Origin of the sequence: Sphingomonas kyeonggiensis (genome assembly GCF_014196745.1) — a bacterium.
Lineage (GTDB): Bacteria > Pseudomonadota > Alphaproteobacteria > Sphingomonadales > Sphingomonadaceae > Sphingomonas > Sphingomonas kyeonggiensis.
Genome location: NZ_JACIEH010000003.1, coordinates 1,218,638 through 1,245,542 on the forward strand (window position 1 = coordinate 1,218,638; position 26,905 = coordinate 1,245,542).

The window sequence follows — 26,905 nt, forward strand, 5'->3', positions numbered from 1 at the left end:
CGGGTTCGCTCACCGGTTTTCGACACCCGTGAAATCGAGGTCACGCGCGACGAAGATCGAGATGCTCTTCGCTGCCTTCACCTTGAGCGTGGGTTTTATGTTCGTGGGCGAGGTGGTGCGCGCGGCGCCGCCGACATTGCCCGGAAGCGCCACGATCACCTGGCTGTCCGCCGCGCGCGAGGCGAGATTGACGCCGACATCGAGTGCGGACTGCAGGATCGCGCCGGCAAAGCGCTCGAAGAAGTGCGAGTTTACGCTGGCGCGGATGCCGCCCTGACCCAGCGGATCCGTCGCCGGTGAGCCGATCGCGATGGTGGCGCCGTCCGGACGGATCAGGCGGATCCAATTGACCAGCATGCGCTTCTGGCCGCTTTCGGTATCCGAACCATATTCGCCGATCAGCCGGCTGCCGCGCGGGATGAGGACGCGGGTGCCGTCAAAGCCCCGGATATCGCGCGAGACGATCGCCCGGGCCAGGCCGGGGCTGGTGGAATCGAGAGCGGTCTCGAGCACGGCCGGGATCAGCGTGCCTTGCTGGACGGTGGTAGCCTTGTTGGCGAGCACGCCTGCGCCGGTTCGCGTGCCGGCAACGGTGGCCCTGCCACCAGCTTGCGCGGGTGCGCCGGAGGACTGGCCTGCCGCATCCCCCGATGCCTTTCCGCTTCCCGCGGTGTTGTCGATGACCAGCATCGGCTCGGTGGCAACGCGCGGGGGAGGGGCGGGAGACTGGGTCGGTGCAGGCAACTGATAGGCTGGCTGTGTTGCGACATAGGTGGGTGCCGCAGGCGCCTGGGCACGCGGCTGGCTGGGAAGCGCTGCCGGCGTCGGCATTGGCATCGGCGACATGGCCGCCGGTTGCGGTTCGATCACGGGGGGAACGTAAAGCGGCGGTACGAGGGAAGGCGCCGAGACGGCGTCCGCCACGCGCGGCCGAACCGCGGGTGCGCTCAGTGCGCGCCGACGGGCATCGAGGACTGCGAACAGCAGCACGCCGATTCCGATTGCGACGAGCACCAGCACCCAGGCCGGCGCCCCGGAACGCGCGCGCGCGATCACCGGGAGCACGCCGCTGTCGGCTGGCGCGTTCGTTGTCGTCGCGGAGGGGAGTTCGCTCATTTCTCGGCCGTCACGCGCACGGCTTCGGCACTGCGGTCATCGATGCGGAACACCAATCGGTCCTGGATACTGTCGATCACCATTCGACCGTCGCGCATCATGCCGTTGATCAGGGTCTCCTTGTCGCGGCCATGCAGGGCATAGATGGCGGGAAGCGCCCGGTCTTCGGGCCATTCGATATAGGTATGCACGCCGTCGTCATGGATGGCGCTCGGACGGAGGGCGGTGTCGCCGCGAACCCGGTAGCGACCAACCACCTTCTCCTCGGTCGCGCCGCCGGGAGCGTCGGACAGCGGAGCGGGATAGCGGAACTTGATCGACCAGGCGGTATCGGGGCGTTGCTCCGAAAGCGGCGAGAGCTGGAAATTGTACATGCGCGCGTCGGTCACCACGACCATGTTGGTCGATACCCCTTCGCGCACCGGCTTGACGAACAGCCGGTCGCCGCGGCGATTGGCGGTCACCTGCCATGCGCCGCTGTCGCCGAGCGCAACATTCTCGACCTGCTCGTCGGGCGCCAGCTCTATCGTCAGTTGATAGCCGGGAGCCGCCTCCAGCCAGACCACCTGATCGGGCCGGTAATCCACCGACTGGATGTGCGGATTGCCCATACCGGGTTGCGGGCGCACCTGGGCCTGCACGGCGAGGGGAGCGAGCACGGCCGCGAGGGCGATCAGCGATCTCATCGTGTGATTGCCTGTGGAGATGGCGCCGCGGCTGCAGGCGTTGGCGCCGGCGGAGCGGGGGCGCCAACGGAGGCTTGTGCCGCGGCGGGCTCGGTTGCCGGCAGGGCCTCCGCGTCGCGCCGGTAATGGGTCACCTCGAAGCCGAGCGGGTTCACGAACCGGTCCTCGAGGCTCATCGGCGCGCCCGAATAGCGATAGCGGATCACCGAGACCCAGGCGCGCGTCGGCTGAACCGCGCCGTTCGCATCGCGCTGGATCGTTTCGAAGCGCACCAGCGCCTCGTTCTTGCCGAGTGGCGACACGCTTTTCACACGGGTTTCGACGACCGTGCTGCGCGGCAGGCGGACCAGCGGACTGTCCGGATTGTTCGCCTGCATGAAGCCCATATAGGCCTTGCGCGCCTCGCCCTCGGACCACAGCGATACCTTGCGGTAACTCGCCTGGAGCGTCGCGGCGTCGAAGCTTTCGCGTGCGATCACATATTGGACGAGGAACGACTGGGTAAGCGCGGTATTGGGGCTGACCTGTTGCGCGTCCAACGGCTTGAGTGCCTGAACATAGCCGGTCTGCTTGTCGACGAGCAGCGTATAGGGCTCGACCGTCTTGAGCGGCGTCAGCGCGAGCAATGCGGCCGCTTCCATCAGCGCGATGGCGCTGGCGACGCCAGCGACGATCCAGGCCGTACGGCGCGATCGGCCGAGTGCCGCCCGATTGTCCTCGGCCCAGCTTCCCGCTTCGCGGTAATAGGCATCGAGCGCTTCGCGCGCCTGGTTCTTCATTGTCTGCGATCCCGTCGAGTGGCGCTGGCCGATACCCGGCTGCGAGTGCGGCGATGGCTTTGTCCGAGTGGCGTTGCCGCACCGGAAGGCGTGTCACGCAGGCTGGTGGCGCCCGGCACGCGGATGGGGGCTCCTCCGCCGCTCGCAAGCGCCGTTTCCTGGCGCTGGATGCGTGCCACGGCCTCCGCCACCGCGGCGGCGCGCGAATGCTGCTCGGCGGGCGGTTGGCGTCGCTCGGGTGAGGATATGGCGCGGGCCGTTTCGCCGATGCCGGTTTTCGCCGCGACGCGATCGGCCAGGCTGCGCCAGACCGCACCGATCCGGAAGGCCATGGCGACCCGCGCCGCCATGCCCAGCCCGCCAAGAAGCGCCAGGCCGAAGGCAAGTGACGTCACGAAAAGCTCGCTGGTCGCGCCGCCGATCGGCAGGCCCGCCTGGCGCCGCTCGAGCAGGGTCGTCAGCCAGGGTTCGAGCAAGGCGAGCTCGACGCTCAGCAGGATGGTAACGGCGACCGCGCCGAGCATTGCAGCGACGAGCCCGCGCACCCAGCCCTCGAACAGGCTGCGCGTGCCTTCGAACAACAGCAGCGCGATGAAGAACGGCCCCAGCGCGAGCAGCAGGCCGGCGACAAGGCGGACCGAGCCATAGGCGGCGATCGTCGCGGTCAGGAAGGTGATCCGTGCCGTGCCCAGGGCGAAGGGACCGACGATGCTCGGCGGCTCGGGATTGCCCTGTGTGACCAGCGTCGGCTGCCCATCCGCATTGACACCGGGGCGCGTGGTGATGCCGGCCGGGCCGGTGCCCATCGCGTTGAGCGCGATCAGGGCATTGTCGACCTGCTGCAGGCGATCGGTCAGTCCGCCCGCAGCGCCCGGCAGGCCCGCCGGTGCCCCGGCGCCTGCCGCCAGTTCGGCGGGGCCGTGCATCGCCACGTCATAGGCGAGCGTGCGATAGGCCCCCCAGCTGGTGGCCAGCGCCAGCACCACGCCGATCTTGACCAGCGCCAGCACCGCTTCGCGGACATTGGGCGTGTCGCCGAAGAGCAACCGATAGCCGTAAAAGGCGATGAACAGCGTGACGAGCCCCGTCAGCAGCAGTGAAAGCGGCGATCCCGGTGCCGCGGCGGCCTGATAGCCTGCCGCGCCGATCGTCTGCGCCTGGCAATCGACAAAGGTGAGGACGCTCTGGAGATAGGCGCCATCGGTGATGCCGGGGCAGCTGCTCATGCGACCTCCAGCAGGCGCGGCAGCCACGCTTCCGGATCCTCGCCATGTTCGGCGCGGATCTGGTCGAGCAGGCGGACGGTGCGCTCGCGGCCTGACAGGATGGTGAGCAATTCGCGCTCGCCGGTCAGGTTGAGCCGGGCGACGACGCTTTCATTGCCGTGCTTGATCAGGAAGCAATGCGCATTGTCGGGCAGGGTGCGGACGAGATCATATTCATGCTCGGTCAGCCCGAACCCTTCGACATAGTCTGCATGGCGGGCCTTGGGGTTGGCCATGAAGATCTGGGTCGCCGCCTGCTCGATGATCGCGCTGGCGATGCGGCTTTCGATCGCGTCCTGCGCGCTCTGCGTCGCGAAGCCGACGATGCCGTTGCGCTTGCGGATGGTCTTTTCCCAATCCTTGATCCGTCGGACGAACACATCGTCGTCGAGCGCCTTCCAGCCTTCGTCGACCACGATGATCGCCGGCGTGCCGTCCAGTCGTTCCTCGACCCGGTGGAACAGGTACATCATCGCCGGGGTACGCACGGCGGGGTCGTCGAGGATCTGCGTCATGTCGAAGCCGACCGTGTCGGCGGTGAGGTCGGTCAGATCCTCCGCATTGTCGAACAGCCAGGCCCGCTCGCCATCGCCCCACCAGGGCCGCAGCCGCGCCCAGAGGTCCGCGCCGTGCGGGCGGTGGCTGCCGCGGAACAGCTCCACCAGATGCCGCAGGCGACGCTGCGCGCGAGGCTGGCCGAAATTGGCGTCGATCGCGTCCTTGATCTGGGCGAGCTCGTCGATGCTGGCCTCGCCGGCGAGCAGCGCAACCCAGTCGATCAGGAACTGGCGATTAGCGGGACTGTCCTCCAGCTGCAGCGGGTTGAGCCCCGCGGCGAGGCCGGGGCGGAGCACGTCATAGCGTCCCCCTACCGCACGCAGGAAAGGCTCGGCGCCGCGATCCTTGTCGAAGAAGATGATGCGGGGCGCGAACTTGCGGCTCTGGGCGAGCAGGAAGTTGAGCACCACCGTCTTGCCCGAGCCCGAGGGGCCGATGACCGTGAAATTGCCCAGATCGCCGTGATGGAAATTGAAGTGGTAGGGGCCCGCGGCGGTTGTCTCGAGCAGAGTCACCGCGTCGCCCCAATGATTGCCCCTTGCCTTGCCGTGCGGCAGGTTATGGCCATTGGCGAAGCCGGCGAAATTGGCGGTCGAGATCAAGCCGCGCCGGGCGATATATTTGAAGTTGCCGGGAAACTGCGCCCAGAAGGCGGGTTCGAGCGCGATCTCTTCGCGCACCGCGATGATGCCGAGATCGGCGAGCGTCGCCTGTACCTCGGCCACGCCCTGATCGACTTCGGCCAGCGTCTCGCCCCGCACCGCAATGGTCATGTGGTGCTCGCCGAAACCCGCGCGGCCCGCGGCAACCTCGTCCTTGGCGGTGGAGAGATCGGTGCGCAGGCTGACCGCCTCGTCTTCCGCCGAGCGCATCCGCCGCAGCGCCAGGTTCATCTTCGACAGAGCGGCCTGGCGCTCGACGAAGCCAAAGCTCTGCGAGATGGTGAGCTCGAAGGGCAGGCGCAGCAGCTCGTCGAGCATGCCCGGTGCCGACTGGCCGGGATAGTCCTTGATCGACACCATCGCGACGAAGCTGCGCGGGGAGGGGCCGGCGGCGCCCAGCTCGATCGCTTCCTGGCCGAAGCTTATCCGGCGCCACGGCAGATAGGCGCCCAGATCCTGTGTCGGCAGCAGCATCGGCCGGACCTCGCCATTGTAGAGCGAGGCGAGAAACTCCAGTGGCTCGGAGCAATGGCCTTGCGGCGTCTCGTAGACCGAGAGCAGCCGTGGCTCATAGCTGCCGAGCGCGGCGATCAACGCTTCGCGTGCCGTATCGAGCGCGCGCAGGTCCTGCGCGGTATTGGCCGTCGCCGAACTGCCGCGCAGTCGATCGAGCAGGCCCATCCGGCCCTGGAGCGGGCGCCGGACCAGCGTCAGGAACAGGTCGTTGGTGTAGAGCCTGCGCTGGGCGAGCCGTGTCCGCCAGGCGGTGTCCAGCCGGGTCGAGAAGGCATCGGGAAACGTGCCGTCGAGCTCCGGTTCGATCGCCCGGCGGACGACGTGATAATAGACCGCGAAACGCGATGATCCGATCGACTGCAGCACCGCGTCGCGCAGGCGCTTGCGATAGTTGAGCTCCTCGCTGTCCGCGGTCTCGAACAACAGGCCGCGCAGGTGGATGACCTGGCAAAGCATGCCGTCGCGCGTTTCGATCGTGTGATCATCGATATGGGCGGCATAGGGCAGGTGCTTTCCCGCCGGCACCTCTCGCGCAATCACCTTGGGATCGCGGGTCAGGGCCGGTAGGAATTGCATCGCCAGATCTTGTAGTTGCGTACCCGCGGACAGCGGCTCACGCGCGCCAGCCACAGGTCGAAGAAGCGGGGTTCACGCAGGCAGGCGAGTACGCCGACCAGATGGATGACCAGCGCCGCGACCAGCGCCCAGGCCGACTTGAAGATCAGGAACAGCTCGGTCGCGACGATCGCGTTGGCGACGAAATAGCTATAGGTGACGCCCGCAAACATCTGCGGACGGGTGAGCGCCACGAATAGCGGATCGCGCTCGAGACCGTTCACGTTATTGCCCCAGTTGCGCGGTCGACTGAATTCCCGCGACGATGCTGGCCGCACCGAACAGGATGAAGCAGCCCAGGATCACGGTTGCGCCGTAGCGCCAGTTGATCCGGCCGGTGAGCATCATCAGGCCCACTGCGGCGACGGCGATCACCGCCACCACCGTTGCGACGGTGCCGAGCAATGTGCCCTGGAGCCAGTTCACCGCGGACACGATGACGCCGGAACCCGCCGGGTCCGCGCCTAGCTCCTGTGCCTGCGCGACGCCGGCCCACAAATAGATCGATGACAGGGTGGCAACCGCGGCCCGAAACTTTCCTGGAAAAAGCACACGACCTCCCACTTCCTTTTCAAGGCCATATGCGTGCGGCGATTTGTCGGGAAGAGGCATTTTCCATTTCGGTCCTAAATGTTGGTCGGTGTCGAAATGACGGCATCGGCGATCTTCATTTGCGCGCCGGCCGGGTGGTGTGCCGTTCAGTCCTGCCGCTTGCCGCAGTTTGTGCAAACCCGATGGGGTTTTGCCAGCAAGGTGCGGTGGGACCGGCCTTCGCCCCGAAGCGTCGCGCGCGACAATCTGCTCGATTGGGTCGGCGTAACCGGACAAGGCAACGGCAATATTATGAGCACCGGACCGAGCAGGCGGGAATCCGGCTGAATTTTCCGGCGCTATTGTTCGGGTATTCGCTATGATACTCCTGTCCCTGAAAGCGAGTAAGCGCCATGCATTGCGAGGAAATAACGAGCGGGCAGGGAGTTGTGGCGCGCCTCGTTTACAGTGATGGCGCACGCGCGGGGAAGATCGTTTTCTGTCTGCCGGGTGATGGCCCAAGCAATTGGCAAAGCCGGACTTGGAGTGCCTTCGCTGAACGCTTTGCGGCGCGAGGAATGCGCATGCTTATTCCCGAATATCCGGCGCATTCCATTGATGGTGAGGCTGTCTTCCCGCTTTCTGATGCCGTCAGCGTCTGCAACCAGGCGCTGGCATGGCTTGAGGAGCGCGAAGGGTGCCGTCCGGCAATCGTCATCGCGTCGAGCTTTGGTGGAGCTGTAGCGCTCGCGGCGCCCGGGATTCTTTCTGGCGTCGAAGCGATGGTAATGAAGTCACCTGCGGCAGACTTGGCTTTGGCCTATCTGTACGAGCGCGGCGAAGATACCTTGCGCAAGTGGGCGGCCGCGCCGCCCGGAGATGTGCGCAATCGGGCGCTGAATGATGCGCTGGCGTGCAATCTGTATGGAAACGCCAGGAATATTACAATTCCGGTACTGCTGATCCACGGTGCGGGCGACGTTATCGTTCCAGCGGACCAGGCCAGGGTTCTATCTGCCGTAATACCGCAGTCGAGACTGCATATAATAGCCGGCTGCGATCATTATTACTCCGATTTGGGGCATTGGGGCAAGATGATTGACGACGCGATCTCTTTCATCGAAGAGTTCTGCCGATAGCATCATATTGGAGGCCCGATGTATACTGCCGACAGCGATAAGCTGGACTTCGTCATCGAGACGTCGGGTGGGTCCGGGCAAATGGGCGGGGCGATGGATAGGGTAACCGATTCCACGCGGGCGATGATAGAAAAAGCAAAGGTCGCAGTGGTTCAGATGGGAGAGCAATTCTCCGAGGCCGTCAGTCAGATCCCGCTTCAATGTGAATATGTCGATGTGAAGTTCGGCATCAAGTTCGATGCGGAGGCGGGGGTCGTCGTTTCGCGGGTAAGTACGTCGGCCTCGCTGGAGGTGACGCTGCGCGTGAAGCCCGTGCGATCGAACCCACCCGCTCAACCCGTTCCATGAAGGGGGCGGGCGACTGGGTCGTCGAGATCGTAGGCAAGGAGGATGGCAGCACGAAAACCCTCGGTTCCGGGGCGATCGTGGCTGCGGACCGGATCGCGACCGTGCGGCATGTTCTGGAGGGCTATCCGATCGAAGGTGCCCGCGTCATGCAATACCATGACGGCTCCGATCCGACCGAACACGTCATTCTTGAGAGGATCACGGAAACGGATGAGCGGGACGCGATAGCGGTCTTGCGCGTCTCGCCGGAATTTTCCCCGGAATGCATCGCGCCGTTCCACAATTCCCTGACTGCCAAGGGAAAGAGGGTCGAGTTCTGCGGGTTTCCGCAGCAACCGATGATCGCGAAAGTCATTCACGGCGAGGGCTTCGTCGCGGACAAGGCGCCCATGCGCAGGGCGCTGCAATTCTGGATTCAGATAAGCACCAAGAATGTCAGAAAGGGAATGAGCGGAGGGCCCGTTGCATATGACGGGACCCTGGTCGGACTCATTTGCGAAAGTGCTGGCCTTGGTGAGGATCCGGACCAGTTCGATACATGTTGGGCCATCGACGCGAGCAGGTTGCTCGGCGAGCCTTTCAATCTCGCATCGGTTGGTCCAGCCGCTGGCGAGATGGACGAAGTGCTCAAGGAAGAGCTTCCCTTAAGCCTGGACGATCTCCTCGGCCCGGTAGATGCGCCGTCCCCTTCCGTTCCGGTATCGAACAAGTTCGTCGGACGTAAGACGCTGTTGGAAAGGCTTGCGGCTTTCTGGGCATCGGAAGGCGAGGGTTGCGATAGCGTGTTCACGCTGCATGGCCTTCCCGGTGCCGGCAAGAGTTCGGTGGCCGACAGGTTTCTCCGCGAGTTGCAAGAGGGCGCGGCGGCGTTGCAGCCGGATCTCGTCATCGACTACTCGTTCGACGACAATGAACTTGTGGAGGAGTTTTTCGATCGGATTCGCAAGCGATTGCCTGCGCAATTTTCCGAGTTGAAGCCGCGTCCGCTGATCGAGCAGCTCCTCCCCTTATTGGATAATCATCGAATACTTGTCATTCTCGATGCGCTGGAATGGCATCAAGATCACGAGGGAAGGATAACGGACCCCGATCTGACCTTCTTCATTGAAAGCTTCGCCCGAGTCCGCCGTTCGAAGCTTCTCATACTGAGCCGCCGCAAGGTGGCCCCGCACGTGTTGGGACGCGACGCGACCGTGCGCCGAAGCGATGACGAGCTGTCGTCATTGAGCCTGGAGGAAGCCAGGGATCTGTACGGCGAGATCATGGGCGCGGTTCCTCCGCCCGCATTCGTTGATTTGTACGAGGCGCTGGGAGGTCTGCCGCAACCGCTCGAGCTCCTTCTCGTGTGGTTGAGCAAGCGCGCGATCTCATCGTTCGACGACGCGCTCAGAATAGCCCGGCATGCTTCTTCAAAGCATGATCCGCTGGAGGCAACCACGGCGACCCTGTCCCGGCTCGCGAGTTTGCTCAGCCCCGACGAACGGACCGCGATGATGCTGGTCTCGCAGCTCTCGGGGGAATTCTCGCTGCGTCAGATGACCGAAATACTGGCGCGCGAAGACATCGATTCGCGGGATGGTTATTTCGGCGGTATTTCCGCGAACGCGGTGTCGGTCGTCTTGGGGCGGCTGGAGCAGTTCATGTTCGTGAAGGGTTCCGCGGACGCGAGTGCCTATAATTCCCACAAGTTCATTCGTCGGTTCTTCGCGCAGGAATTCGACAAGCTAGGTATCGATAAGCGCAGGCGCATTCATTCGCGTGTTGCTGAATTCTACAGCCAGAAATTCACTTCTCCGCAAAGCCCGGCATCGATCAGCGAGATCGATGCCGGGCTGGATGCCGTCGTCCATCTGTGCAGCGCAGACCAATATGGTACGGCATTCTGGTTCCTGGACGAAAAGGTGCAGCGCGGTCCAACGAAGGAGTATGTAGTAACCAACAGGCTCGGTGCCGCATCGGCGTTGCGCAAGGTGCTTCGTAACTTCTTCGTTGACGGAGATTTTCTGGGCGAACCACTCGTGACGGAAGAGAAGGAGCAGTATCGGTTGTTTCACTACGCCGGATATTGCGAAAGCGTTCTCGGACGGCCCGAGGTCGGCAAGACCATGCTGCGCAAGGCGGGGCGCGGACTCGCAGCGGTGGATCCAGGGGGCGCGGTCGAGATCTTTCGGTCGGCAGCGTATTGCGCCATCGCCGCGGGGGCCTTGGTTGAAGCCAATGAGGTGCTCGCCGAGGCCGAAAAGTGCACTGCGCATGCGCTGGGCAGGGAGGAGCACATGAAGCTCCTCGCGCAAAGGGCCGAGACTGCGCACATGACGACCAACGTCGACTGGAAGCCGTTGCTGGCAAATGCCCAAGCTTATGCCATTGAGCATTTCAACGGTGATCTCGCGACGGTCCTCCCGCGAGGGACGCAGTTCGTGCACCTCCTCGCTCGCACTGGAGACCGCGAACAGGCCCTGGCCCTGTTGCGCCAGCTCATGGACCGGGCCGACGAGAATGGCTGGAAGGATATTGCCGCACGCTGCCGAAGCCTGCTTTTGATCCTTTCCGACGAGGAGGAGGAGCGGCGGGCTCACGCCGAGGTGTACCGCGAGGCGCTCGGCAAGGTCGACAGGGTCGATCTCGTCACCGAGATTTTCATCCGGCAGGCGCGCTACCACATCGCCCTGGGGCAGTTCGAGGACGCGCGCAGGGTCCTCGAGGAGGAAATGCATGGCCAGCGTCTCAATGGCTACCCCTATCTCGCGCTGGACAAGCGAATAACGCTCCGCGCGGCATCGCACGATGTCCAGAACTACGCTGGAGAGACATGGGAGAATATCGCTTCGGATTGCAAAGCTTGCCGGTACCGCTGGGGATTGGAAGATTTGGCAAGGTACAAGAAGGATTCCCGGGCAGGCCTTATCTGACCTGTGGGGTTGCCGCTGCGACGGCGGTCCGTTGAAAACGGTCGTTCTTCATCTGGCTAATCGCAAGGGTCGTTGCAGCGGCGCATGAGTGCATCGGGTGCGCATCGGGCTCCCGATGGACTGGCAATTTCAAAGAGCCCGTATCCATTCACATCCAGCTGAAGCGTGTCCCTCCGCCCGGCAGGTATCGGCATTGGCGCGTGTAGCCGCGGCACCTTGAACGGGCTTGCCTCCGGGGGTGACGCGCGGAACGGCTGCATCAGTAAGCGCGGCGATATCTGCTCCGCATTTCGCGAATTGATACCGTCACAAACCGAAGAAAACAGTGGTTCTTCGGATAGGCATAGATGGCTGGAAAAGAAGTGGTGCCCGGGGACGGAGTCGAACCGCCGACACTGCGATTTTCAGTCGCATGCTCTACCAACTGAGCTACCCGGGCACGCCCGGCGAGTGCCGGGGAGCGGGCCTCTTAGTATCGCGAATCGGGGCTGTCCACCCCTGAATCTGCATTGGGATCAACTGCCTCGCCGGGAATGCGATATCCCTCGCCAAGCCACTGCAGCAGGTCGCGGTCCTTGCAGCCGCGGCTGCAGAAGGGCTTGTGTGCCGGGTCGGCCGCCTGCCCGCATACCGGGCAGCCATTTTTCTTCGTCATTTCCAGTCCTTTGCGCCAGTCAGTCCCTGGCGGAGATGAATTCGGTCGTGCCGCCGATTCGCCGTGCAAGCTCCGCGGTCCAGGCTGGTTGCTGGGCAAGGCGGCGCGCCACGTTCCTGGTCACCATATGGGTGGTCGGGGGCGGCGGGGGAAGCCGTTCCATCCGCCGCAGCTCCGCACGCGCCTCGGCCCCTACAGGATCGGCGCGCAGCAATTCGGGCAGTGACGGGCGCAGGCGCCGCCGCACGATCTGCAGGAAGCCGAAGCCGTTCACCGCGGTCCGCTCGAAGGGCTGGGGCAAAGCGGCGTCAATCGCCTCGGCCACGGCGTTTCGCGCGCCCTTGCCCGACAGGGTGGGGAAATCGATGCCGATCGAGCCGGCGATGCCGTGCCGCTCGATCGCCCGCGCGACCGCATGCGCCGCCGCGACCGCCAGCGTGTCGAGCGGCCCGTTGCCGTCGACGTCGAACAGCGCCATCGCCGGCGTTGGAGAGAGGCGCAGCGCGCCGCCGGCAAAACCGATCTCGCCGGTGATCGCCTCGTCGAGCACCTCCGACCATCCGGCTTCCTCCAGCGCATCCGGCTCGTGCGCGCGCAGCGTGCGGACGGGCAGGCGGGTGGCGGTGATCCGCTCGAGCAGGGTCGGTCCGTCAGACAGCGGCTCGTCGCTCGGCACCGCCTTGGGCAGCTTTGCGCGGCCGGGCTCGGGGATCGCCTCGCGCGTGATCTTCACGCGCAGCTTCGCGCCTTGCGTGACCGCCTTCGGGATATGGTCGCACAGCGCCTCGCCGCCGCCGTCGAGCGCGATCAGCTTGGCGGCCTTGTCGACCAGCCGCGCCTCCAGCACCGCATCGACGCGCGGGCTCGTGCCCTCGAGCTCGATCCGGGCCTTCCAGATGCCGCCGCGCGAGACCAGCGCGGCGCGGTTCTCGCCGATCCCGGCCTCGTAGAGCCACTCAGCCAAGCAGGAGGCCTGCCGATTCGAGCAGCGCCCGCGTCTCGAACACGGGCAAGCCGACCACGCCGGAATGGCTGCCGGCAAGATAGCGGACAAAGGCTTCTGCCTTGCCCTGGATGGCATAGCCGCCCGCCTTGCCCATGCCTTCACCGCTGGCGACGTACCGGTCGATCTCGGCATCGGTCAGCCGCTTGAAGGTGACGATCGTGTCGGAGATGCGCGTACGGGCCTTGCCGTCGGTGCCGATCAGGCAGATCGCGGAAAGGCAGTGGTGGCGCCGGCCGGAGAGCAGGCCGAGCATGCGGCGCAGGTCCGCTTCGTCCTCGGGCTTGCCCAGGATGCGCTTGCCGACCGCGATGGTGGTGTCGCCGGCCAGGACGATCTCGTCCGTGGCCCGTTCCACCGCATGCGCCTTGTCGATCGCGACGCGCAGCACATAGGCGCGCGGGCTCTCGCCCGGGCGGACATCCTCGTCCACGTCCGGAGCGGCGACGCGCGCGGGCTCGGCGCCGATCCGCCTGAGCAGATCGAGCCGACGCGGCGATGTGGAGGCAAGTACGAGCCGCACGTAGCGGACCGCTTATTTGAAGCGGTAGGTGATACGGCCCTTGGTCAGGTCGTAGGGCGTGAGCTCGACGAGCACTTCGTCGCCCACCAGCACGCGGATGCGGTTCTTGCGCATCTTGCCGGCGGTATGGCCGAGAATCTCATGGTCGTTCTCGAGCCGAACACGGAACATGGCGTTGGGCAAAAGCTCAACGACCTGGCCCCGCATTTCAAGCAGTTCTTCTTTGGCCAAAAATATGCCTCTCTAGTCAGCGCGCGCTTAAAGTGGCGGTGCCTTTACAGCGCAAGACGGGAAAAGGAAAGGCGGAGAACCGGATGAGGTTCCCCGCCTTGCACCGATATGGGGTGCGGGGGTGGGATTGTCAGCCGGCGGGGCGGGGATTTTCGCTGTGGAGCCAAACCATCTTTCGATGGGGGCTCTTCTTGCTCCCCTCCCTGCAAGGGAGGGGACGTTCGCCGGGGAACAGGGACGCACGGGAAGCTGGGCGGCGGAGCGCGCAGGGCCCCGCCACCCCACTCAGAAGCTGTACTTGGCGATCATCTCGAAGCGGTCGAGCACGCCGTGCGCGCCGGAGACCAGTTCGCGGCGGCCGTGGCGGAACTCCACACCGAGGTCGACCGGCCTGATCGGCGAGTAGAAGAGGTTGGCCGAGCCGCTCCACGATTGCGCGGTGGCGGCCGGATCGACCAGCCCGGCCGGATAGTCGGCACTCTGGTAGCTGGCCATCAGCGTGGAGCGCAAAGTGCCGGTCCAGCCGAGGCGCAGTGCGGCGAATCCGGCGGTGACGTCCACCGTCTCCAGCCGGATCCGCCCGGCACTGGCCGCCATCATCGCATCGGGCACCAGGTTGAGGCCGACATAGCGGCCGATGCCGCTGCCATGCGTCGCCATGAAGCGCAGGTCGTGGCGGCCGTTCGGGCCGAAGGGCAGCTTGCCGGCCAGCGATACGCCCCAGCCGGTGGCGTCGGCGTCGTTGTTGGCGCCCGCCACGGTCAGCTTGCGTGCCAGGCCGGCCAGCGAAAGCTCGCTCCTGCCCAGCTTCCAGTTCAGCCGTGCGGTGCCGTCGGGCAGGCGATCAGTGTCGTTCTCGACCAGCGCGCCGCCGACCGAGGCGCTCATCGTCGCCGGGTTCTCGGCCGACACCGACAGGCTGAGCGTTGGGCTCAGCTTCATCGTGTAGCGCAGCTGCGACTGGCGGATGAAGACGGTGCCTTCGCTCGGCCCGAGATAGTCGGTGGTCTCGGGCAGCGCCGCGATATACTGGAAGTTGGTCCATTCCTGGCCCGCCAGGAACCCGTCGAACTGGATGAAGGCGCGGCGCAGCGCGGGGTTATAGGCGTTGACGATGCGCTGGTTGCCGGCGCCGAAACCGGTCTGGAAATCGGTCTCGACCAGGCCCGACAAAGTGTGGCCGCCCACCGGCGTGCTTGCCGCGATGACGATGCGCGACTGCTTGGCATGCGTCTCGAAATCGGTGCCGCCCGAACGGCCGCCGATCGGGATCGCGCCGGGGACGTAGAAGTCGCGCCCGATCGTGTTGGTGGCGATCGTGCCCCCGCTGGTGTGGCTGAACGACGCGACCGTCTTGAAGAAGCCGCTGATCTTCACGCTCGGGCCGTCGCCCGCCGGGCGCGGTGCCGGGGCGGGCGGGTGCGTGACCGTCGCCGCGGAGGGGGCGGCGGCGACGGTCACGGGGCGGGCCAGCGGCGCGGGGGCAACCGCGCCGACGTTCCTGGCCCGCTCGGCAGCAAGGGCGCTGCGGAGCTCTGCGACTTCGGCATCGAGCGCGCCCAGACGCGCTTCGAGCGCCTTGAACCGGTCGCTGTCGGTCTGCTGGGCGAGGGCCGGGGTGGCCCAGGCGCCAGCGATGGTTCCGGCAAGCAGGGCCGGCGCGAATTTGCGCGAGAACATGGGAGAGTCCTTAGTTTGGAAGCTGGTTTCCGGCTGGCCGGGTGATCCTCGCCCAGAAGGGGGAGGAATGAAGGCCCCTAGAAGCTGGCCCAGTCGCCGGCGTCGGCGGTTGCCTTGGCGATCGGCATCGCAGCGGGGCGCGGCTTCGCGACAGGTGCCGGCTTGGCCACCGCCCGCACCGCGCGCGGCGCATCTTCGGTGCGGAACTGCGCGGCGCGATCGGCAAGGTGATCGACTTCGCCCGAGAGACTGCGTGCCGCGGCCGAGGTCTCTTCCACCATTGCCGCATTCTGCTGGGTCGAGGTGTCCATCGCCGAGACGACCGAGGCGATCTCGCCGATCGTGCTCGACTGGGCGCGATTGTCCTCGGCCATCTTGGCGACCAGCTCGTGCACCTGCTCGACGCTGCTCGAGATGTCGGCCAGCGCGCCATCGACTTCGCGCACCCGGTCGACTGCCGAGACGATGTCGGTCTGGGTGGCAGTCAGCTGGTCGCGGGCGCGCCCGGCCTCTTCCTCGGAGCGCATCGCCAGCGCGGAGACCAGGTCGGCGACGACCGCGAAGCCGCGGCCCGCCTCGCCGGCACGACCTGCCTCGACCGCGGCGTTCATCGCAAGGACACGGGTCTGGAAGGCGATCTTGTCGAGGCCCTCGATCACGCTGTCGATGCCCTTCGAGCTGTCTGCGACGCGGGTCATTGCCTGCACCGCTTCCTCGGCGACCGCGCGGCCACCCGAGACGGTGCTGATCGCGCCATCGGCCTGGGCCACGGTGCGGGTCGAGGCTTCGCTCGAGCTTTCCAGCCGGCCGCGCATCTGGGTGAGCGAGGCGGAGGTTTCCTCCAGGCTCGCCGCATTGGCTTCGGTGCGCCGCGCCAGATCTTCCGAGGCCGAGGCGATCTCGCTCGCGCCGGTGCGGATCGCCACCGCGGCGGTGGAAAGCGCGCCGATCAGGTCGCGCAGGTTGCCGACGGCCTTGTTGTAGTTGGACTTTAACGTGCCATAGGAGGGCGGGAACTCGGCCTTGATCTCGGCGGTCAGGTCGCCTTCGGACAGATGGCCGAGCTGCTGCGAGACGGTGTCGACGACGAACTGCTGCTCGGCATCGGACTTGGCCTTGGCGGCTTCGGCGCGCTCCTTGGCGACGGCGGCTTCGCGGAACACTTCCAGCGCGCCGGCCATCTCGCCGATCTCGTCGCCGCGGTTCAGGCCGGGGATCGCGCTGTCCTTGTCGCCATCGGCCAGGCCGCGCATGCGCCGCGTGATCGCGACCAGCGGCAGCTTGATCGTGCGGCCGAGCATGAAGGCCATGGCGTTGACCAGCAGGATCACGACCAGCGCGATGCCGCCCTGGCGCCATGCCGCAGCGCCTACCGCAGCCTGCACGTCATCGACATAGACGCCGCTGCCGACCACCCAGCCCCAGGGCGCGAAGCCCTTCACGAACGAGATCTTGGGCTGCGGCTTCTCGCTGCCAGGCTTGGGCCAGCTATAGTCGACAAAGCCCTCGCCCTTGGCACGGACGACATCGACCATCGAGGTGAACACCGGCACGCCGTTCGGATCCTTGGTGCCCGACACGTCCTGGCCGACCAGCGCCTTGTTCATCGGGTGCATCAGCATCCGCGGCTGCATGTCGTTGATCCAGAAATATTCCTTGCCGGAATAGCGCATCGCCGAGACGGCCTGCAGCGCAGCCGCCTGCGCCTGGGCGCGGCTCATCCGCCCGGCCTGCTCCTCGGCCTGGTAATGGGCGATCGTGCTGTAGGCGACTTCCACCGTCTTGCGCGTCTGGTCGGCGATGCCGCTGCGCATCACGCTGCTCAGCTGCATCAGCGACAGCACCGTGACGAGGACCAGCCCCAGGAACGAGGCCACACCGATCAGGTTGACCCTTGCACCAATCTTCAATCGCACCACCGGATCCCTTTTTTCCTGTTTCGGGATCATTATAGGCGGCGGCACAGATGCAGTTTTTGCAACTGCTCCGGCGGGCGTTCGGGGTGGTGTATCGGTAAATCACGTAATTTCAGAGTTTTACCGCCGAGATGTCTAACGCGGTGCGGCAGGAATTACGAAATTTACGTACGTATTCTTACGGAGGGCTTTGTGGCAAACCATTGCTGGAAAAGCGAAAAATCGGCCCTCCGGGGCGGCGATGTCGCTTTTTGCAATCGCGAAGTGGCGGCACGATCCCGCCCCGATCGGGCATGAAAAAGGGCCGCCGGATCGCGCCAGCGGCCCCAGTTCCAATGGCTCGGATCAGCCCGCGGCGTGGCCCGCCAGGGCCGCGAGCAGCAGCAGCGCCACGATGTTGGTGATCTTGATCATCGGGTTCACGGCCGGGCCCGCGGTGTCCTTGTAGGGATCGCCCACGGTGTCGCCGGTCACCGCTGCCTTATGGGCTTCCGATCCCTTGCCGCCATAATTGCCGTCCTCGATGTACTTCTTGGCATTGTCCCAGGCGCCGCCGCCCGAGGTCATCGAGATGGCGACGAACAGGCCTGAGACGATCACGCCGAGCAGCATCGCGCCGACGGCGGCGAAGCCCTGGCCCTGGCCCGCGACGGCGGTGATGATGAAGTAGATCGCGATCGGGCTGAGCACCGGCAGCAGCGAGGGCAGGATCATTTCCTTGATCGCCGCCTTGGTGACGATGTCCACGGTGCGGGCATAATTGGGGCGGCTGGTGCCGGCCATGATGCCCTTGTCCTTGGCGAACTGGTCGCGGACGTCCTCCACCACCGAACCGGCCGCGCGGCCGACGGCGGTCATGCCGAAGGCGCCGAACAGATAGGGCAGCAGCGCGCCGAGCAGCAGCCCGACGATCACGTATGGATTGCTCAGGGAGAAATCGACCCGCACGTCCGGGAAGAACTCCTTGAGGTCGGTCGTATAGGCGCCGAACAGCACCAGCGCGGCGAGTGCGGCCGAGCCGATCGCATAGCCCTTGGTCACTGCCTTGGTGGTGTTGCCCACCGCGTCGAGCGCGTCGGTCTTGTGACGGACCTCGTCCTCCAGCCCTGCCATCTCGGCGATGCCGCCGGCATTGTCGGTCACCGGGCCATAGGCGTCGAGTGCGACGACCATGCCGGCCAGCGCCAGCAGCGACGTCGCGGCGAAGGCCACGCCGATGATGCCCGCGATCTGGAACGCCGCGATCACCGCGACGACGATGACGAGCGTCGGCAGTGCGGTCGATTCGAGGCTGATCGCCAGGCCCTGGATCACGTTGGTGCCATGGCCGGTCACCGAAGCCTTGGCGATCGACTTGACCGGGCGATAGTTGGTGCCGGTGTAATATTCGGTGATCCACACCAGCAGGCCGGTCACCGCCAGGCCGATCATCATGCAGATGAACAGGCTCATGCCGGTGAACTGCGCGCCGGAGGCCAGGCCAGCCGCCGCTTCGGGCGTGATCGAGTCGCTCGGCTCGAGGAAGGCGCTCGGGTCGACCGGCAGGCCGCCGATCACCGCGTGCATGTCGCCCAGCGTGTACTGGGTGGCGAACCAGATGGCGGGCACCGAGAGGATCGCGGTGGTCCAGAAGCCCTTGTAGAGCGCGCCCATGATCGACTGGCTCTTGCCCAGCCGGACCATGTAGGTGCCGATGATCGAGGTGATGATGCACACGCCGCCGACGATCAGCGGCAGCGCCATCAGCTTGAGCAGCAGTTCGTCGGAGAGCCCCTTCACCAGCAGCGCCAGCGTGACCATGGTCAGGCCGATCGTGACGACATAGGTCTCGAACAGGTCGGCCGCCATGCCGGCGCAGTCGCCGACATTGTCGCCCACATTGTCGGCGATCACGGCCGGGTTGCGGGGGTCGTCCTCCGGGATGCCGGCCTCGACCTTGCCGACCAGGTCGGCGCCGACATCGGCGGCCTTGGTGAAGATGCCGCCGCCCAGGCGCGCGAAGATCGAGATCAGCGAGGCGCCCAGCGCGAGCGAGGTCAGCGCGAGGATCACCGCGCGCGAATTGGGCGCGAGACCGGCGGGGCCGACCAGGTACCAGAACAGCACGGCGATCGCGAGCAGGCCCAGGCCCGCCACGAACATGCCGGTGATCGCGCCCGAGCGGAAGGCAAGGGTCAGGCCGCCCTGCAGGCTGCCGCGCGCGGCCTCGGCGGTACGGACATTGGCGCGCACCGAGATGTTCATCCCGATGAAGCCGGCCGCGCCCGAAAGCACCGCGCCCAGCAGGAACGCCACCGTCGGCAGCGTACCCAGCGTGAAGAACACGATCACGGCGACGATCACGCCCACGATGGCGATGGTCATATATTGCCGGCCGAGATAGGCCTTGGCGCCTTCCTGGATGGCAGCGGCGATGCTCTGCATCTTCTCGTTGCCCGCCGGCGCCTTCAGCACCTGCTGGCTGGTCAACAAGCCATAGAGCACTGCGAGCACGCCGCAGGCTATGGCGATGTACACAATCGTCATGCGTTCAAGCCCTTCCCCTATTGGATATCGAGCCGCGCCGGTCTGTGTCGCCGGTTTTAAAAGGCCCGGTATGGGGGAGGCTATCGAGGGGTTGGCTTCAGCGCAAGCCGCTCAGCGATGCTGATATCCGAGCGCGATTTCGGGAACCTGCCCGTCGAGCAGCAGGGGTGCCTTGCCCGGCCCCGCCATTTCGCCGATCCGCGCGGCCGGCACCGGCGGCACGAAACCGGGCGGAGCGGCGAACAGCAGCTCGTAATCGTCGCCCCAGGTGACCGCGCGCAGCGGCTCGGCGCCGGCGGCGATCGGCACCCTGGCGAGGGTGATGTCGGCGGTGCAGCCGCTCGCCTCGGCCATGCGGCGGGCATCGAGCAGCAGTCCGTCGGACACGTCCATCATCGCGCTGACGTGCGGCGCCAGCGCCCGGCCGTCGTTTAGCCGCGGGCGGGGGTGCAGATAGGCGGTGCCGTGGCCGCTTTCGAATCCCAGCATCGCCGCGCCGAGCGGCCCGGTCACCCACAGCGCATCGCCCGGCCGCGCGCCGTCGCGCCGCGGCACCTGCGCGGTCGTCGCCCGCCCGATCGCGGTGCAGCCGAAGGTGGCGGGGGAAACCGAGATGGTATCCCCGCCGAGCAGCGGCACGTCATATTCGGTGAGGATCGCCCGCAGCCCCTCGACGAAGCGCTCGGCCTTCTCGACCAGCACCGCGCCGATCAGCACGCCCAGCGGCTCGGCGCCCTTGGCGGCGAGGTCGGACAGGTTCACCGCGACCAGCTTCCAGGCGATGTCGAACGGGTCGGTGCCGGGGCGGTAGTGCACCCCCTCGGCGATCGCATCATGGGTGAGCACCAGCGTCTCGCCGCCAACCGCCAGGGTGGCGGTATCGTCGCGCAGCCCCTCCGCCCCGGGATGGAGCGGCAGGGTGCGCAAGGCGGCAATGAATTGGGCTTCGTTCACCGCGTGGGGATCAACCCCGCACTTCCTTGGCGACGGCATCGAGGATGCCGTTGACGAAGCCCTTTTCGCGGCGGTCGTAGAAGGCGTCGGTCACGTCGAGATACTCGCTGATCGCGGCGCCGACCGGCACGTCCTTGCGGGCCATCAGCTCATAGGTGCCGGCGCGCAGGATCTGGCGCATCGGCTTATCGAGCCGGTCGAGCGTCCAGTCGGCGGTCAGCTTGCCGGCGATGATCCGGTCGATCTCGTCGCGGCGCTCGCTCACCCCGGTGACGATGTCGTCGAAGAAGGCGATGTCCGCCTCGGCATATTCGACGTCCTCGATCGTCGCGCCCAGGCGATGATTGTGGAACTCGTGGAGCAGCGCGGGAATCGAGACCGACTCCATCTCGTGCTGGTACAGCGCCTGCACGGCGGCGAGACGCGCGGCTGCGCGCGCCTTGGAACGGGACTTTGCTTGATGGCTTGGCATTGGGCGCAGATAGTCGCGTGCGCCGCCAAAGGCAAAGGGGAGGATTCCCCTAGGCGCGCGGCCAGGCCTTGAGCGGTTCCCGCGCGGCGTAGGCGATGCTCTCGTCATTCCCCGCCTGCACCTCGATCACGTGCTCCGGCCCGAACGGAACCTCGGTCCCCAGCCAGAACTCGTCATTCTCGTCGATGTCGGGCTCGTTATCGAGCAGCCCGAAATAGCCGCCGTCCGCCGCTTCGCGCACCACCACCCACATCCGGTCGGTGATCGGCTCCTCGTCTTCCTCCACCGCGATCAGGAAGATCAGCTTGGCGAAGTCGCCGGGCTTCAGGCGGGTCCGCGCCGCTTCGTCGGGGATGTCGAACGCCTCGGCATCGAGCGCGTGATAGTCGACGGCGCTGGCCAGGCACCAGCCATCCTCGTCGAGATCGGGCGTCTGCATCACTTGCTCCTCAACCGGATAGCGACCGATTCGGCATGTGCCGGCAGGCCTTCCGCCCGGGCCAGCGCCACCGCCGCCGGCCCGATCGCCGCCAGCCCGGCTTCGTCGAGCGACAGGAAGCTGGTGCGCTTCATGAAGTCGAGCACCGACAGCCCCGAGGCGAAGCGCGCGCGGCGCCCGGTCGGCAGCACATGGTTCGGTCCCGCGACATAATCGCCCACCGCTTCCGGGGTGTAGCGTCCGATGAACACCGATCCGGCATGGCGGACCATCTCGAACAGCCCCTCGGCATTGTCGCAGGCCAGCTCGAGATGCTCGGGCGCCAGCCGGTCGACCAGCGGCATCGCGGCGACGAGATCGGGCACCACGATGATCGCGCCGTTCGCGTCCCAGCTCGCCCGCGCCGTCTTCTCGGTGGCGAGCTGCGCCAGCGCGCGTTCCACCGCCTCGGCGACCTTGTCGGCGAAACCGGCATCATCGGTGAACAGGATCGACTGGCTGGTCGGGTCGTGCTCGGCCTGGCTGAGCAGGTCGGCGGCGATCCAATCGGCGTCGTTCTCGCCGTCCGCCACCACCACGATCTCGCTCGGGCCCGCGACCATGTCGATGCCGACCACGCCGTAGAGCTGGCGCTTGGCCTCGGCCACCCAGGCGTTGCCGGGGCCGGTGATCACGTCGACCGGCTCGATCGTCTCGGTGCCATAGGCGAGTGCGGCGATCGCCTGCGCCCCGCCGATGCGCCAGATCTCGTCCACCCCGGCGAGATGCGCGGCGGCCAGCACCAGCGGATTGACTTCGCCATTGGGGGTAGGCGTCACCATCACCAGCCGGCCGACGCCCGCCGCCCTGGCCGGCAGCGCGTTCATCAGTACCGAGCTGGGATAGGCGGCGCGCCCGCCGGGGACGTACACGCCCGCCGCATCCACTGCCCGCCAGCGCGCCCCCAGCCGCACGCCGGCCGAATCGATCTCGTCGCGATCCTCGGGCTTCTGCTTGGAATGATAGATGGCGATCCGCTCGGCGGCGAGCTCGAGCGCGTCGCGCAGCTCGGGCTGCAGCCCTTCCCAGGCGGCGAGGCAATCGGCACGGTCGAGCTTCCAGCCCTGGGTGTCGAGGTCGAACCGGTCGAAGCGCTGGGTGAGTTCCTTCACCGCGGCATCGCCCTCGGTCCGCACCCGGGCGATCATCGCAGTCACGTCGCGGGCGACATCCTCGTCGGCCTCGCGCCGGGCATTGACCAGATCGGTGAACGCCCTGGAGAAGCCCGCGTCGCTGGCGTTCAGCCGGATCACGCCGCCACCGCCTTGCGGAACTTGTCGACCAGCGGCACCACCTCGGTCGCGCGCGTCTTGAACGCGGCGCGGTTGACGATCAGCCGGCTGCTCACCTCGGCGATCACCTCGACTTCGACCAGACCGTTCTCCTTGAGCGTCCGCCCCGAGGAGACCAGGTCGACGATGCGCGGCGCCAGGTCGAGCACCGGGGCCAGCTCCATCGCGCCGTTCAGCTTGATGCACTCGGCCTGCACCCCGCGCGCCTCGAAATGGGCGCGGGTGATGTGCGGATATTTGGTCGCGACGCGGACATGGCTCCAGCCGCGCGGATCGTCCCGGCTGGCGAGGTCCGCCGGCTCGGCGACCGAGATGCGGCAATGGCCGATGCCCAGGTCGACCGGGGCATAGAGCTCCGAATAGTCGAACTCGGCCAGCACGTCCGATCCGACAATGCCCAGCTGCGCGGCGCCATGCGCGACGAAGGTCGCCACGTCGAACGCACGCACCCGGATCAGGTCGATCGCGGGCGTGTTGGTCTTGAAGCGGAGCGCGCGCGAGCGCTCGTCCGAAAAGTCCGGCTCGGGAATGATGCCGACGCGGGCGAGCAGCGGCAGCGCCTCGTCGAGGATGCGCCCCTTGGGGACGGCGAGGATCAGCGGTTCGGTCATCGAGCCGGGGCTTTACTCGGGGCACCCCCAAGGCGCAACAGAGCCACCGCGGAGGGTTTCTTATGGCCAGTGAAGAGAATAACCGCGGCGCGTTCCGGATCCAGGAATTCTATTGCCGCAAGATGGACGCGCCCATCTACGCCGCCATCTGCGCCGCGATCGCCGACGGGCTGGATCGCGACAGCGAGACCGGGCGCAAGCTGCTCGACTGGCCGGGCGAGCCGACCCGCGATGCGCTGCCGCTGCGCCTGATCGGCGGGCTCCATGCGCTGGTGCTGGCCGGCAAGGACGCGGAACTCGCCGAGATATTCGCCGGCAAGCTGGAGGGCGAGGCACTCCAGGCCGCGCTCAACCGCGTGCTCGTGCGCAACGATGCCGCCCTGCTTCCCTGGCTCGACGGCCCGCCCCAGACCAACGAGCCCGGCCGTTCGGGCGCGCTGATCGTCGGGCTGCTCGAGGTCGCGCGGCGCCTCGGCCCGAAGCTGGAGATCCTCGAGATCGGGTCGAGCGGTGGGCTCAACCTGCTCATCGATCGCTACCGCTTCGATCTGGGCGGCGCACTGCTCGGTCCGGCCGACTCGCCGGTGACCATCGCGCCGGTCTGGCTCGGTGATCCGCCCGATTTGCCGGCACTGGCGATCGTCTCCACCCGCGGCTGCGACGTGCAGCCGCTCGACGTCACCGATCCGGCGGTCGAGGCGCGGCTGTCCGCCTATGTCTGGGCCGAGACGCCGATGCGGCTGGAGCGGCTGCAAAAGGCGATCGGCATGATCCGCGAGCGCGGGGTGCGCCTGGACAAGGCCGATGCCGCCGACTGGGTCGAAACCCGTCTCGCCGAGCCGCAGGAACAGGGCGTCACCCGGGTGCTGATGCATTCGGTCGTCTGGCAATATGTCCCCGACGCCAGCACCGCCCGCATCCGCGCCGCGATGGAGGCGGCCGGTGCTGCAGCCACGCCCGAGCGCCCGCTCGCCTGGGTGGCGATGGAGCCCGATCGCGCGCTCGGCGAGCAGGTGGTGAGCGTGCGGGCCTGGCCCGATGGCGGGCCGCGCATCACGGTCGCCACCGCACATGCCCATGCTGCCTGGGTTCGCCCCGGCGCGGAACGCAGCTCGGAGCAGGGCATTCTCCTCGATGCCGCGGCCGAGGTGCGGATCTGATGAAGTCGACCAATTATCGCGACACGCTGATCACCGCGTCGCCGGATAGCCCGGTCTCGGCGGGGACAGTGCCCGAAAAGCCCGGCACGGTGGCGGCGGTCCAGCATGCGCTGCTCGCCCACCCTTATGCGATGACCAGCGACGACCTGATCTTCGCCGCCTATCGCGAGCGCGGCGGCGACAAGGATCGCGACGAATTCTTCGCCAAGCCCCAGGCGTGCCTGCGCGCCTCGCCGCTGGTCAAGCAGTTCGGCTGGGGCGTGCACCATGACGGGGAGGGGCGGGTCGCGCTGCTCGGGATGGAGAGCGCCGAGTATCGCCGGCTGCTCGACGATCCCGCGGTGGCCAAGACGCCGGGCATGCGGCGGGCCCGGTAGCCAAGCCCAATCCGTCATCCCGGCCCAATCCGTTATCCTGGCCGCCCCAATCGTCATCCCGGCGAAAGCCGGGATCTCAGGCGGAGGCTCGGGCGGCAGGACAAGAGCCGCACGAGATCCCGGCTTTCGCCGGGATGACGGTGTGGTTGCAATGTAGGATTTCGTCTGGTTTCGTCGGCTTATGGCGCGGCAGGCACTTCGATTTCGGGGTGATTCGGATCGATGCGCCGGGCACCCGGGCAAAGTGAAACGATTTGCCCCGACTCCCTTCACTTTGCGGTCAGGCGAGCCACTCCAATATCGCCTCGGTCACCAGTTCGGGCTTCTCCCACGGCACGAAATGTCCGGCATTCGCGATCTTCACCACGGTGAGGTCGGGCACATAGCCGGGGAGTTCGTCGAGCTGCACCGGCAGCAATGCGGTGTCCTGCATCGCCCAGATCACCAAAGCCGGCTGGGTCACCGGCGGGAAGGGCGCGTCGAGCCACACCGGGCGCTCGGGCGTCTCCCCTGGAGCGGGGACCAGCACTGCGCTGCCCCGGTACCAGTTGAGCATCGCGGTCAGCGCGCCCGGCGGGCTCCATTCGGCGAGATAGGCGGGCTTCTCCGGCTCGAGCAAAGCCGCGTCGGTGTACTTGGCGAAGCTCTGGTCGAAGAACGCCTCCAGCCCGATCCGCTCGACGAACTTCTCGAAGTCCGGATTGCGGAAGGCGGTCATGTACTGGCTCGCCTCGCGCTGGGCGGGGTCGTCGAACAGGCTGCGCTGGAAGACCAAGGGATGCGGCGCGTTGACGATGATCAGCCGCGCGATCCGCTGCGGGTTCTGCAGCGCCGCCATCCAGGCGATCGCGCCGCCCCAGTCATGCCCCACCAGCGTGAACGGCCCGATGCCCAGATGATCGGCCAGCGCGAGCAGGTCGCCCACCGGCTTGTCCGGCGTGTAGTTCTCCACGCCCCCGGGCTTGGAGCTATGGCCGAAGCCGCGCTGGTCGGGCGCGATGACATAATGGTCCCGGGCGAGCGCCGGGATCTGGTTGCGCCAGGTGCGGTGCGATTCGGGAAAGCCGTGGAGCAGCACCACCGGCGGGTTGGCGGGATCGCCAGCGATCGCCACGTTCAGCTCTACGCCGGTGGGCAGCGCGATGCGCCGGAGTTCGAACTCTGCCATGTCGCCTCTCCCTGTTTCGGGCAGAGCCTAGCGAACATGCGACGAGCTGCAAGGACCCGATCGGCGCGGTGCACGTTGAGCCGCGGGACGAGAGGAGAGGGACATGCTCGCACTGTTGCCGCTGATGCTGGGGCTCGCGCTGCCGCCGGACGGGTTCGCGACGAAGAACATCAACAGCCTGGACGGCGAGGTGCTCGAGCTGCTCGGCCCGGGCTTCGTCGGTGCGCCGCGGCCGGGCAAGCTGGCCTATACCTGCCCCGATTGCGCGGGGCAGCCGATCCTCGGCATCGAGTTCGGCCGTCAGGTCGACGGCACCGAGGGGCGGGTCCGCTCGGGCGAGACCAAGATCGAGGACCTGGAGAAGCAATGCCAGGCGCGCAGCCCGGAGTGCAGGATCGAGGCGCTCGATGCCGGCCCGGCGGTCGGCTGGGTGAGCAGCTATGCGATCGGCAAGGACCAGGGCGCGACCGCGGTGCTGATCCGCGACGGCGACCTGCTGACGATCCGCTCGGTCGCCAACGACGCCGCGATGGCCCGCGCCAATCTCGACAAGCTGCTGCCGCTGGTGCGCGAGAAGATCATCGGCTCCTAGCCGTCATCTCCACCAATCCGTCATCCCGGCAGCCCCACAATCGTCATCCCGGCGAAAGCCGGGATCTCATGCGGCTCCTTCCCCGCGCTACGGCACGAGATCCCGGCTTTCGCCGGGATGACAGTTTGATTGAGATGCGA

26 protein-coding genes and 1 tRNA gene are annotated in these 26,905 nt (G+C 66.6%); 6 read left to right on the top strand and 21 right to left on the bottom strand.

Going from position 1 to position 26,905, the window contains the following annotated elements; translation table 11 throughout:
* Positions 1 to 9: 9 nt before the first annotated feature.
* From GGR46_RS25575 to GGR46_RS21010, 7 genes are read right to left on the bottom strand one after another with little or no spacing between them, the layout of a single operon-like run.
* Positions 10 to 1,116 carry a TrbI/VirB10 family protein gene (locus GGR46_RS25575; RefSeq protein WP_246426231.1) on the bottom strand — a complete coding sequence of 369 codons (1,107 nt, stop codon included), beginning with the start codon at positions 1,114 to 1,116 and terminating at the stop codon, positions 10 to 12.
* The gene (locus GGR46_RS20985; RefSeq protein ID WP_183999942.1) at positions 1,113 to 1,802 is read right to left on the bottom strand and encodes a TrbG/VirB9 family P-type conjugative transfer protein; all 690 of its coding nucleotides are present in this window, start codon (positions 1,800 to 1,802) and stop codon (positions 1,113 to 1,115) included. Before GGR46_RS20985 ends, GGR46_RS25575 begins: the two co-directional genes overlap by 4 nt.
* Complete coding sequence (locus tag GGR46_RS20990; protein ID WP_183999944.1) at positions 1,799 to 2,581, bottom strand: VirB8 family type IV secretion system protein; 783 nt, start codon at positions 2,579 to 2,581, stop codon at positions 1,799 to 1,801. Before GGR46_RS20990 ends, GGR46_RS20985 begins: the two co-directional genes overlap by 4 nt.
* Complete coding sequence (locus tag GGR46_RS20995) at positions 2,578 to 3,807, bottom strand: type IV secretion system protein (RefSeq protein WP_183999946.1); 1,230 nt, start codon at positions 3,805 to 3,807, stop codon at positions 2,578 to 2,580. The genes GGR46_RS20990 and GGR46_RS20995 overlap by 4 nt, the downstream gene beginning before the upstream one ends.
* Entirely contained in the window at positions 3,804 to 6,158 is a 2,355-nt protein-coding gene (locus GGR46_RS21000) for a VirB4 family type IV secretion/conjugal transfer ATPase (protein ID WP_183999948.1), read from the bottom strand. The genes GGR46_RS20995 and GGR46_RS21000 overlap by 4 nt, the downstream gene beginning before the upstream one ends.
* Positions 6,137 to 6,370 carry a VirB3 family type IV secretion system protein gene (locus tag GGR46_RS21005; protein ID WP_221262948.1) on the bottom strand — a complete coding sequence of 78 codons (234 nt, stop codon included), beginning with the start codon at positions 6,368 to 6,370 and terminating at the stop codon, positions 6,137 to 6,139. The genes GGR46_RS21000 and GGR46_RS21005 overlap by 22 nt, the downstream gene beginning before the upstream one ends.
* A 52-nt stretch (positions 6,371 to 6,422) precedes the next feature.
* Positions 6,423 to 6,749, bottom strand: coding sequence for a TrbC/VirB2 family protein (locus tag GGR46_RS21010; RefSeq protein ID WP_184000131.1), 327 nt, complete (start codon positions 6,747 to 6,749; stop codon positions 6,423 to 6,425).
* Between the two features lie 428 nt (positions 6,750 to 7,177).
* Between GGR46_RS21010 and GGR46_RS21015 the strand changes: the two genes are divergently transcribed.
* From GGR46_RS21015 to GGR46_RS21025, 3 genes are read left to right on the top strand one after another with little or no spacing between them, the layout of a single operon-like run.
* Complete coding sequence (locus GGR46_RS21015) at positions 7,178 to 7,867, top strand: alpha/beta fold hydrolase (RefSeq protein ID WP_183999950.1); 690 nt, start codon at positions 7,178 to 7,180, stop codon at positions 7,865 to 7,867.
* A gap of 18 nt (positions 7,868 to 7,885) precedes the next feature.
* A complete protein-coding gene (locus GGR46_RS21020; protein ID WP_183999951.1) occupies positions 7,886 to 8,215 on the top strand; it encodes a CU044_2847 family protein in 330 nt (109 codons plus the stop codon).
* Positions 8,212 to 11,127, top strand: a complete 2,916-nt coding sequence (locus tag GGR46_RS21025) for a serine protease (protein ID WP_183999952.1) — start codon at positions 8,212 to 8,214, stop codon at positions 11,125 to 11,127. The genes GGR46_RS21020 and GGR46_RS21025 overlap by 4 nt, the downstream gene beginning before the upstream one ends.
* 363 nt (positions 11,128 to 11,490) lie before the next feature.
* On the opposite strand, the gene GGR46_RS21030 is transcribed toward GGR46_RS21025, so the two are convergent.
* From GGR46_RS21030 to hisG, 13 genes are all read right to left on the bottom strand, one after another.
* Positions 11,491 to 11,566, bottom strand: a tRNA-Phe gene (locus GGR46_RS21030).
* Positions 11,567 to 11,596: 30 nt separating this feature from the next.
* Positions 11,597 to 11,782 carry a DNA gyrase inhibitor YacG gene (locus GGR46_RS21035; RefSeq protein WP_183999953.1) on the bottom strand — a complete coding sequence of 62 codons (186 nt, stop codon included), beginning with the start codon at positions 11,780 to 11,782 and terminating at the stop codon, positions 11,597 to 11,599.
* Between the two features lie 19 nt (positions 11,783 to 11,801).
* The gene (locus GGR46_RS21040; RefSeq protein WP_183999954.1) at positions 11,802 to 12,746 is read right to left on the bottom strand and encodes a ribonuclease; all 945 of its coding nucleotides are present in this window, start codon (positions 12,744 to 12,746) and stop codon (positions 11,802 to 11,804) included.
* A complete protein-coding gene (locus GGR46_RS21045; RefSeq protein ID WP_183999955.1) occupies positions 12,739 to 13,308 on the bottom strand; it encodes a Maf family nucleotide pyrophosphatase in 570 nt (189 codons plus the stop codon). The genes GGR46_RS21040 and GGR46_RS21045 overlap by 8 nt, the downstream gene beginning before the upstream one ends.
* Positions 13,309 to 13,320: 12 nt before the next feature.
* On the bottom strand, positions 13,321 to 13,539 hold the full coding sequence (infA, locus tag GGR46_RS21050) for a translation initiation factor IF-1 (RefSeq protein ID WP_003049127.1): 219 nt from the start codon (positions 13,537 to 13,539) through the stop codon (positions 13,321 to 13,323).
* 285 nt (positions 13,540 to 13,824) lie between these two features.
* Complete coding sequence (locus tag GGR46_RS21055) at positions 13,825 to 15,219, bottom strand: DcaP family trimeric outer membrane transporter (RefSeq protein WP_183999956.1); 1,395 nt, start codon at positions 15,217 to 15,219, stop codon at positions 13,825 to 13,827.
* A 77-nt stretch (positions 15,220 to 15,296) separates the two neighbouring features.
* On the bottom strand, positions 15,297 to 17,135 hold the full coding sequence (locus GGR46_RS21060; protein WP_425506594.1) for a cache domain-containing protein: 1,839 nt from the start codon (positions 17,133 to 17,135) through the stop codon (positions 15,297 to 15,299).
* A 345-nt stretch (positions 17,136 to 17,480) separates the two neighbouring features.
* Positions 17,481 to 19,661 (bottom strand): sodium-translocating pyrophosphatase, encoded by a 2,181-nt coding sequence (locus GGR46_RS21065; protein ID WP_183999957.1) that lies wholly within the window; start codon positions 19,659 to 19,661, stop codon positions 17,481 to 17,483.
* A 111-nt stretch (positions 19,662 to 19,772) separates the two neighbouring features.
* Positions 19,773 to 20,615: a thiamine-phosphate kinase gene (thiL, locus tag GGR46_RS21070; RefSeq protein ID WP_343058275.1), complete on the bottom strand. Its 843-nt coding sequence runs from the start codon at positions 20,613 to 20,615 to the stop codon at positions 19,773 to 19,775.
* A 10-nt stretch (positions 20,616 to 20,625) separates the two neighbouring features.
* Positions 20,626 to 21,087, bottom strand: a complete 462-nt coding sequence (gene nusB, locus GGR46_RS21075) for a transcription antitermination factor NusB (RefSeq protein WP_183999959.1) — start codon at positions 21,085 to 21,087, stop codon at positions 20,626 to 20,628.
* A 49-nt stretch (positions 21,088 to 21,136) separates the two neighbouring features.
* On the bottom strand, positions 21,137 to 21,526 hold the full coding sequence (locus tag GGR46_RS21080) for a hypothetical protein (RefSeq protein ID WP_183999960.1): 390 nt from the start codon (positions 21,524 to 21,526) through the stop codon (positions 21,137 to 21,139).
* A complete protein-coding gene (gene hisD, locus GGR46_RS21085) occupies positions 21,526 to 22,818 on the bottom strand; it encodes a histidinol dehydrogenase (protein WP_183999961.1) in 1,293 nt (430 codons plus the stop codon). Before hisD ends, GGR46_RS21080 begins: the two co-directional genes overlap by 1 nt.
* Positions 22,815 to 23,468: an ATP phosphoribosyltransferase gene (gene hisG, locus GGR46_RS21090; protein ID WP_183999962.1), complete on the bottom strand. Its 654-nt coding sequence runs from the start codon at positions 23,466 to 23,468 to the stop codon at positions 22,815 to 22,817. The genes hisD and hisG overlap by 4 nt, the downstream gene beginning before the upstream one ends.
* A 62-nt stretch (positions 23,469 to 23,530) precedes the next feature.
* Between hisG and GGR46_RS21095 the strand changes: the two genes are divergently transcribed.
* Positions 23,531 to 24,628, top strand: a complete 1,098-nt coding sequence (locus tag GGR46_RS21095) for a DUF2332 domain-containing protein (protein WP_183999963.1) — start codon at positions 23,531 to 23,533, stop codon at positions 24,626 to 24,628.
* Entirely contained in the window at positions 24,628 to 25,005 is a 378-nt protein-coding gene (locus tag GGR46_RS21100) for a DUF6157 family protein (protein WP_183999964.1), read from the top strand. The genes GGR46_RS21095 and GGR46_RS21100 overlap by 1 nt, the downstream gene beginning before the upstream one ends.
* A 280-nt stretch (positions 25,006 to 25,285) precedes the next feature.
* On the opposite strand, the gene GGR46_RS21105 is transcribed toward GGR46_RS21100, so the two are convergent.
* A complete protein-coding gene (locus GGR46_RS21105) occupies positions 25,286 to 26,173 on the bottom strand; it encodes an alpha/beta fold hydrolase (protein ID WP_183999965.1) in 888 nt (295 codons plus the stop codon).
* 103 nt (positions 26,174 to 26,276) lie between these two features.
* On the opposite strand from GGR46_RS21105, the gene GGR46_RS21110 reads away from it, so the two are divergent.
* Positions 26,277 to 26,765 carry a hypothetical protein gene (locus GGR46_RS21110; RefSeq protein WP_183999966.1) on the top strand — a complete coding sequence of 163 codons (489 nt, stop codon included), beginning with the start codon at positions 26,277 to 26,279 and terminating at the stop codon, positions 26,763 to 26,765.
* The last annotated feature ends 140 nt before the right edge of the window (positions 26,766 to 26,905 follow it).

Excerpts from the sequence above, each read along its gene's own strand:
- GGR46_RS21065 (WP_183999957.1), bottom strand. The coding sequence starts at position 19,661 with ATGACGATTGTGTACATCGCCATAGCCTGCGGCGTGCTCGCAGTGCTC.
- GGR46_RS25575 (WP_246426231.1), bottom strand. The coding sequence starts at position 1,116 with ATGAGCGAACTCCCCTCCGCGACGACAACGAACGCGCCAGCCGACAGC.
- GGR46_RS21055 (WP_183999956.1), bottom strand. The coding sequence starts at position 15,219 with ATGTTCTCGCGCAAATTCGCGCCGGCCCTGCTTGCCGGAACCATCGCT.
- GGR46_RS21100 (WP_183999964.1), top strand. The coding sequence starts at position 24,628 with ATGAAGTCGACCAATTATCGCGACACGCTGATCACCGCGTCGCCGGAT.
- GGR46_RS20985 (WP_183999942.1), bottom strand. The coding sequence starts at position 1,802 with ATGAGATCGCTGATCGCCCTCGCGGCCGTGCTCGCTCCCCTCGCCGTG.
- GGR46_RS21080 (WP_183999960.1), bottom strand. The coding sequence starts at position 21,526 with ATGCAGACGCCCGATCTCGACGAGGATGGCTGGTGCCTGGCCAGCGCC.
- GGR46_RS21035 (WP_183999953.1), bottom strand. The coding sequence starts at position 11,782 with ATGACGAAGAAAAATGGCTGCCCGGTATGCGGGCAGGCGGCCGACCCG.
- GGR46_RS21000 (WP_183999948.1), bottom strand. The coding sequence starts at position 6,158 with ATGCAATTCCTACCGGCCCTGACCCGCGATCCCAAGGTGATTGCGCGA.
- GGR46_RS21105 (WP_183999965.1), bottom strand. The coding sequence starts at position 26,173 with ATGGCAGAGTTCGAACTCCGGCGCATCGCGCTGCCCACCGGCGTAGAG.
- GGR46_RS21110 (WP_183999966.1), top strand. The coding sequence starts at position 26,277 with ATGCTCGCACTGTTGCCGCTGATGCTGGGGCTCGCGCTGCCGCCGGAC.
- GGR46_RS21020 (WP_183999951.1), top strand. The coding sequence starts at position 7,886 with ATGTATACTGCCGACAGCGATAAGCTGGACTTCGTCATCGAGACGTCG.
- nusB (WP_183999959.1), bottom strand. The coding sequence starts at position 21,087 with ATGCCAAGCCATCAAGCAAAGTCCCGTTCCAAGGCGCGCGCAGCCGCG.
- GGR46_RS20990 (WP_183999944.1), bottom strand. The coding sequence starts at position 2,581 with ATGAAGAACCAGGCGCGCGAAGCGCTCGATGCCTATTACCGCGAAGCG.
- hisG (WP_183999962.1), bottom strand. The coding sequence starts at position 23,468 with ATGACCGAACCGCTGATCCTCGCCGTCCCCAAGGGGCGCATCCTCGAC.
- GGR46_RS21025 (WP_183999952.1), top strand. The coding sequence starts at position 8,212 with ATGAAGGGGGCGGGCGACTGGGTCGTCGAGATCGTAGGCAAGGAGGAT.
- GGR46_RS20995 (WP_183999946.1), bottom strand. The coding sequence starts at position 3,807 with ATGAGCAGCTGCCCCGGCATCACCGATGGCGCCTATCTCCAGAGCGTC.
- GGR46_RS21005 (WP_221262948.1), bottom strand. The coding sequence starts at position 6,370 with ATGTTTGCGGGCGTCACCTATAGCTATTTCGTCGCCAACGCGATCGTC.
- GGR46_RS21095 (WP_183999963.1), top strand. The coding sequence starts at position 23,531 with ATGGCCAGTGAAGAGAATAACCGCGGCGCGTTCCGGATCCAGGAATTC.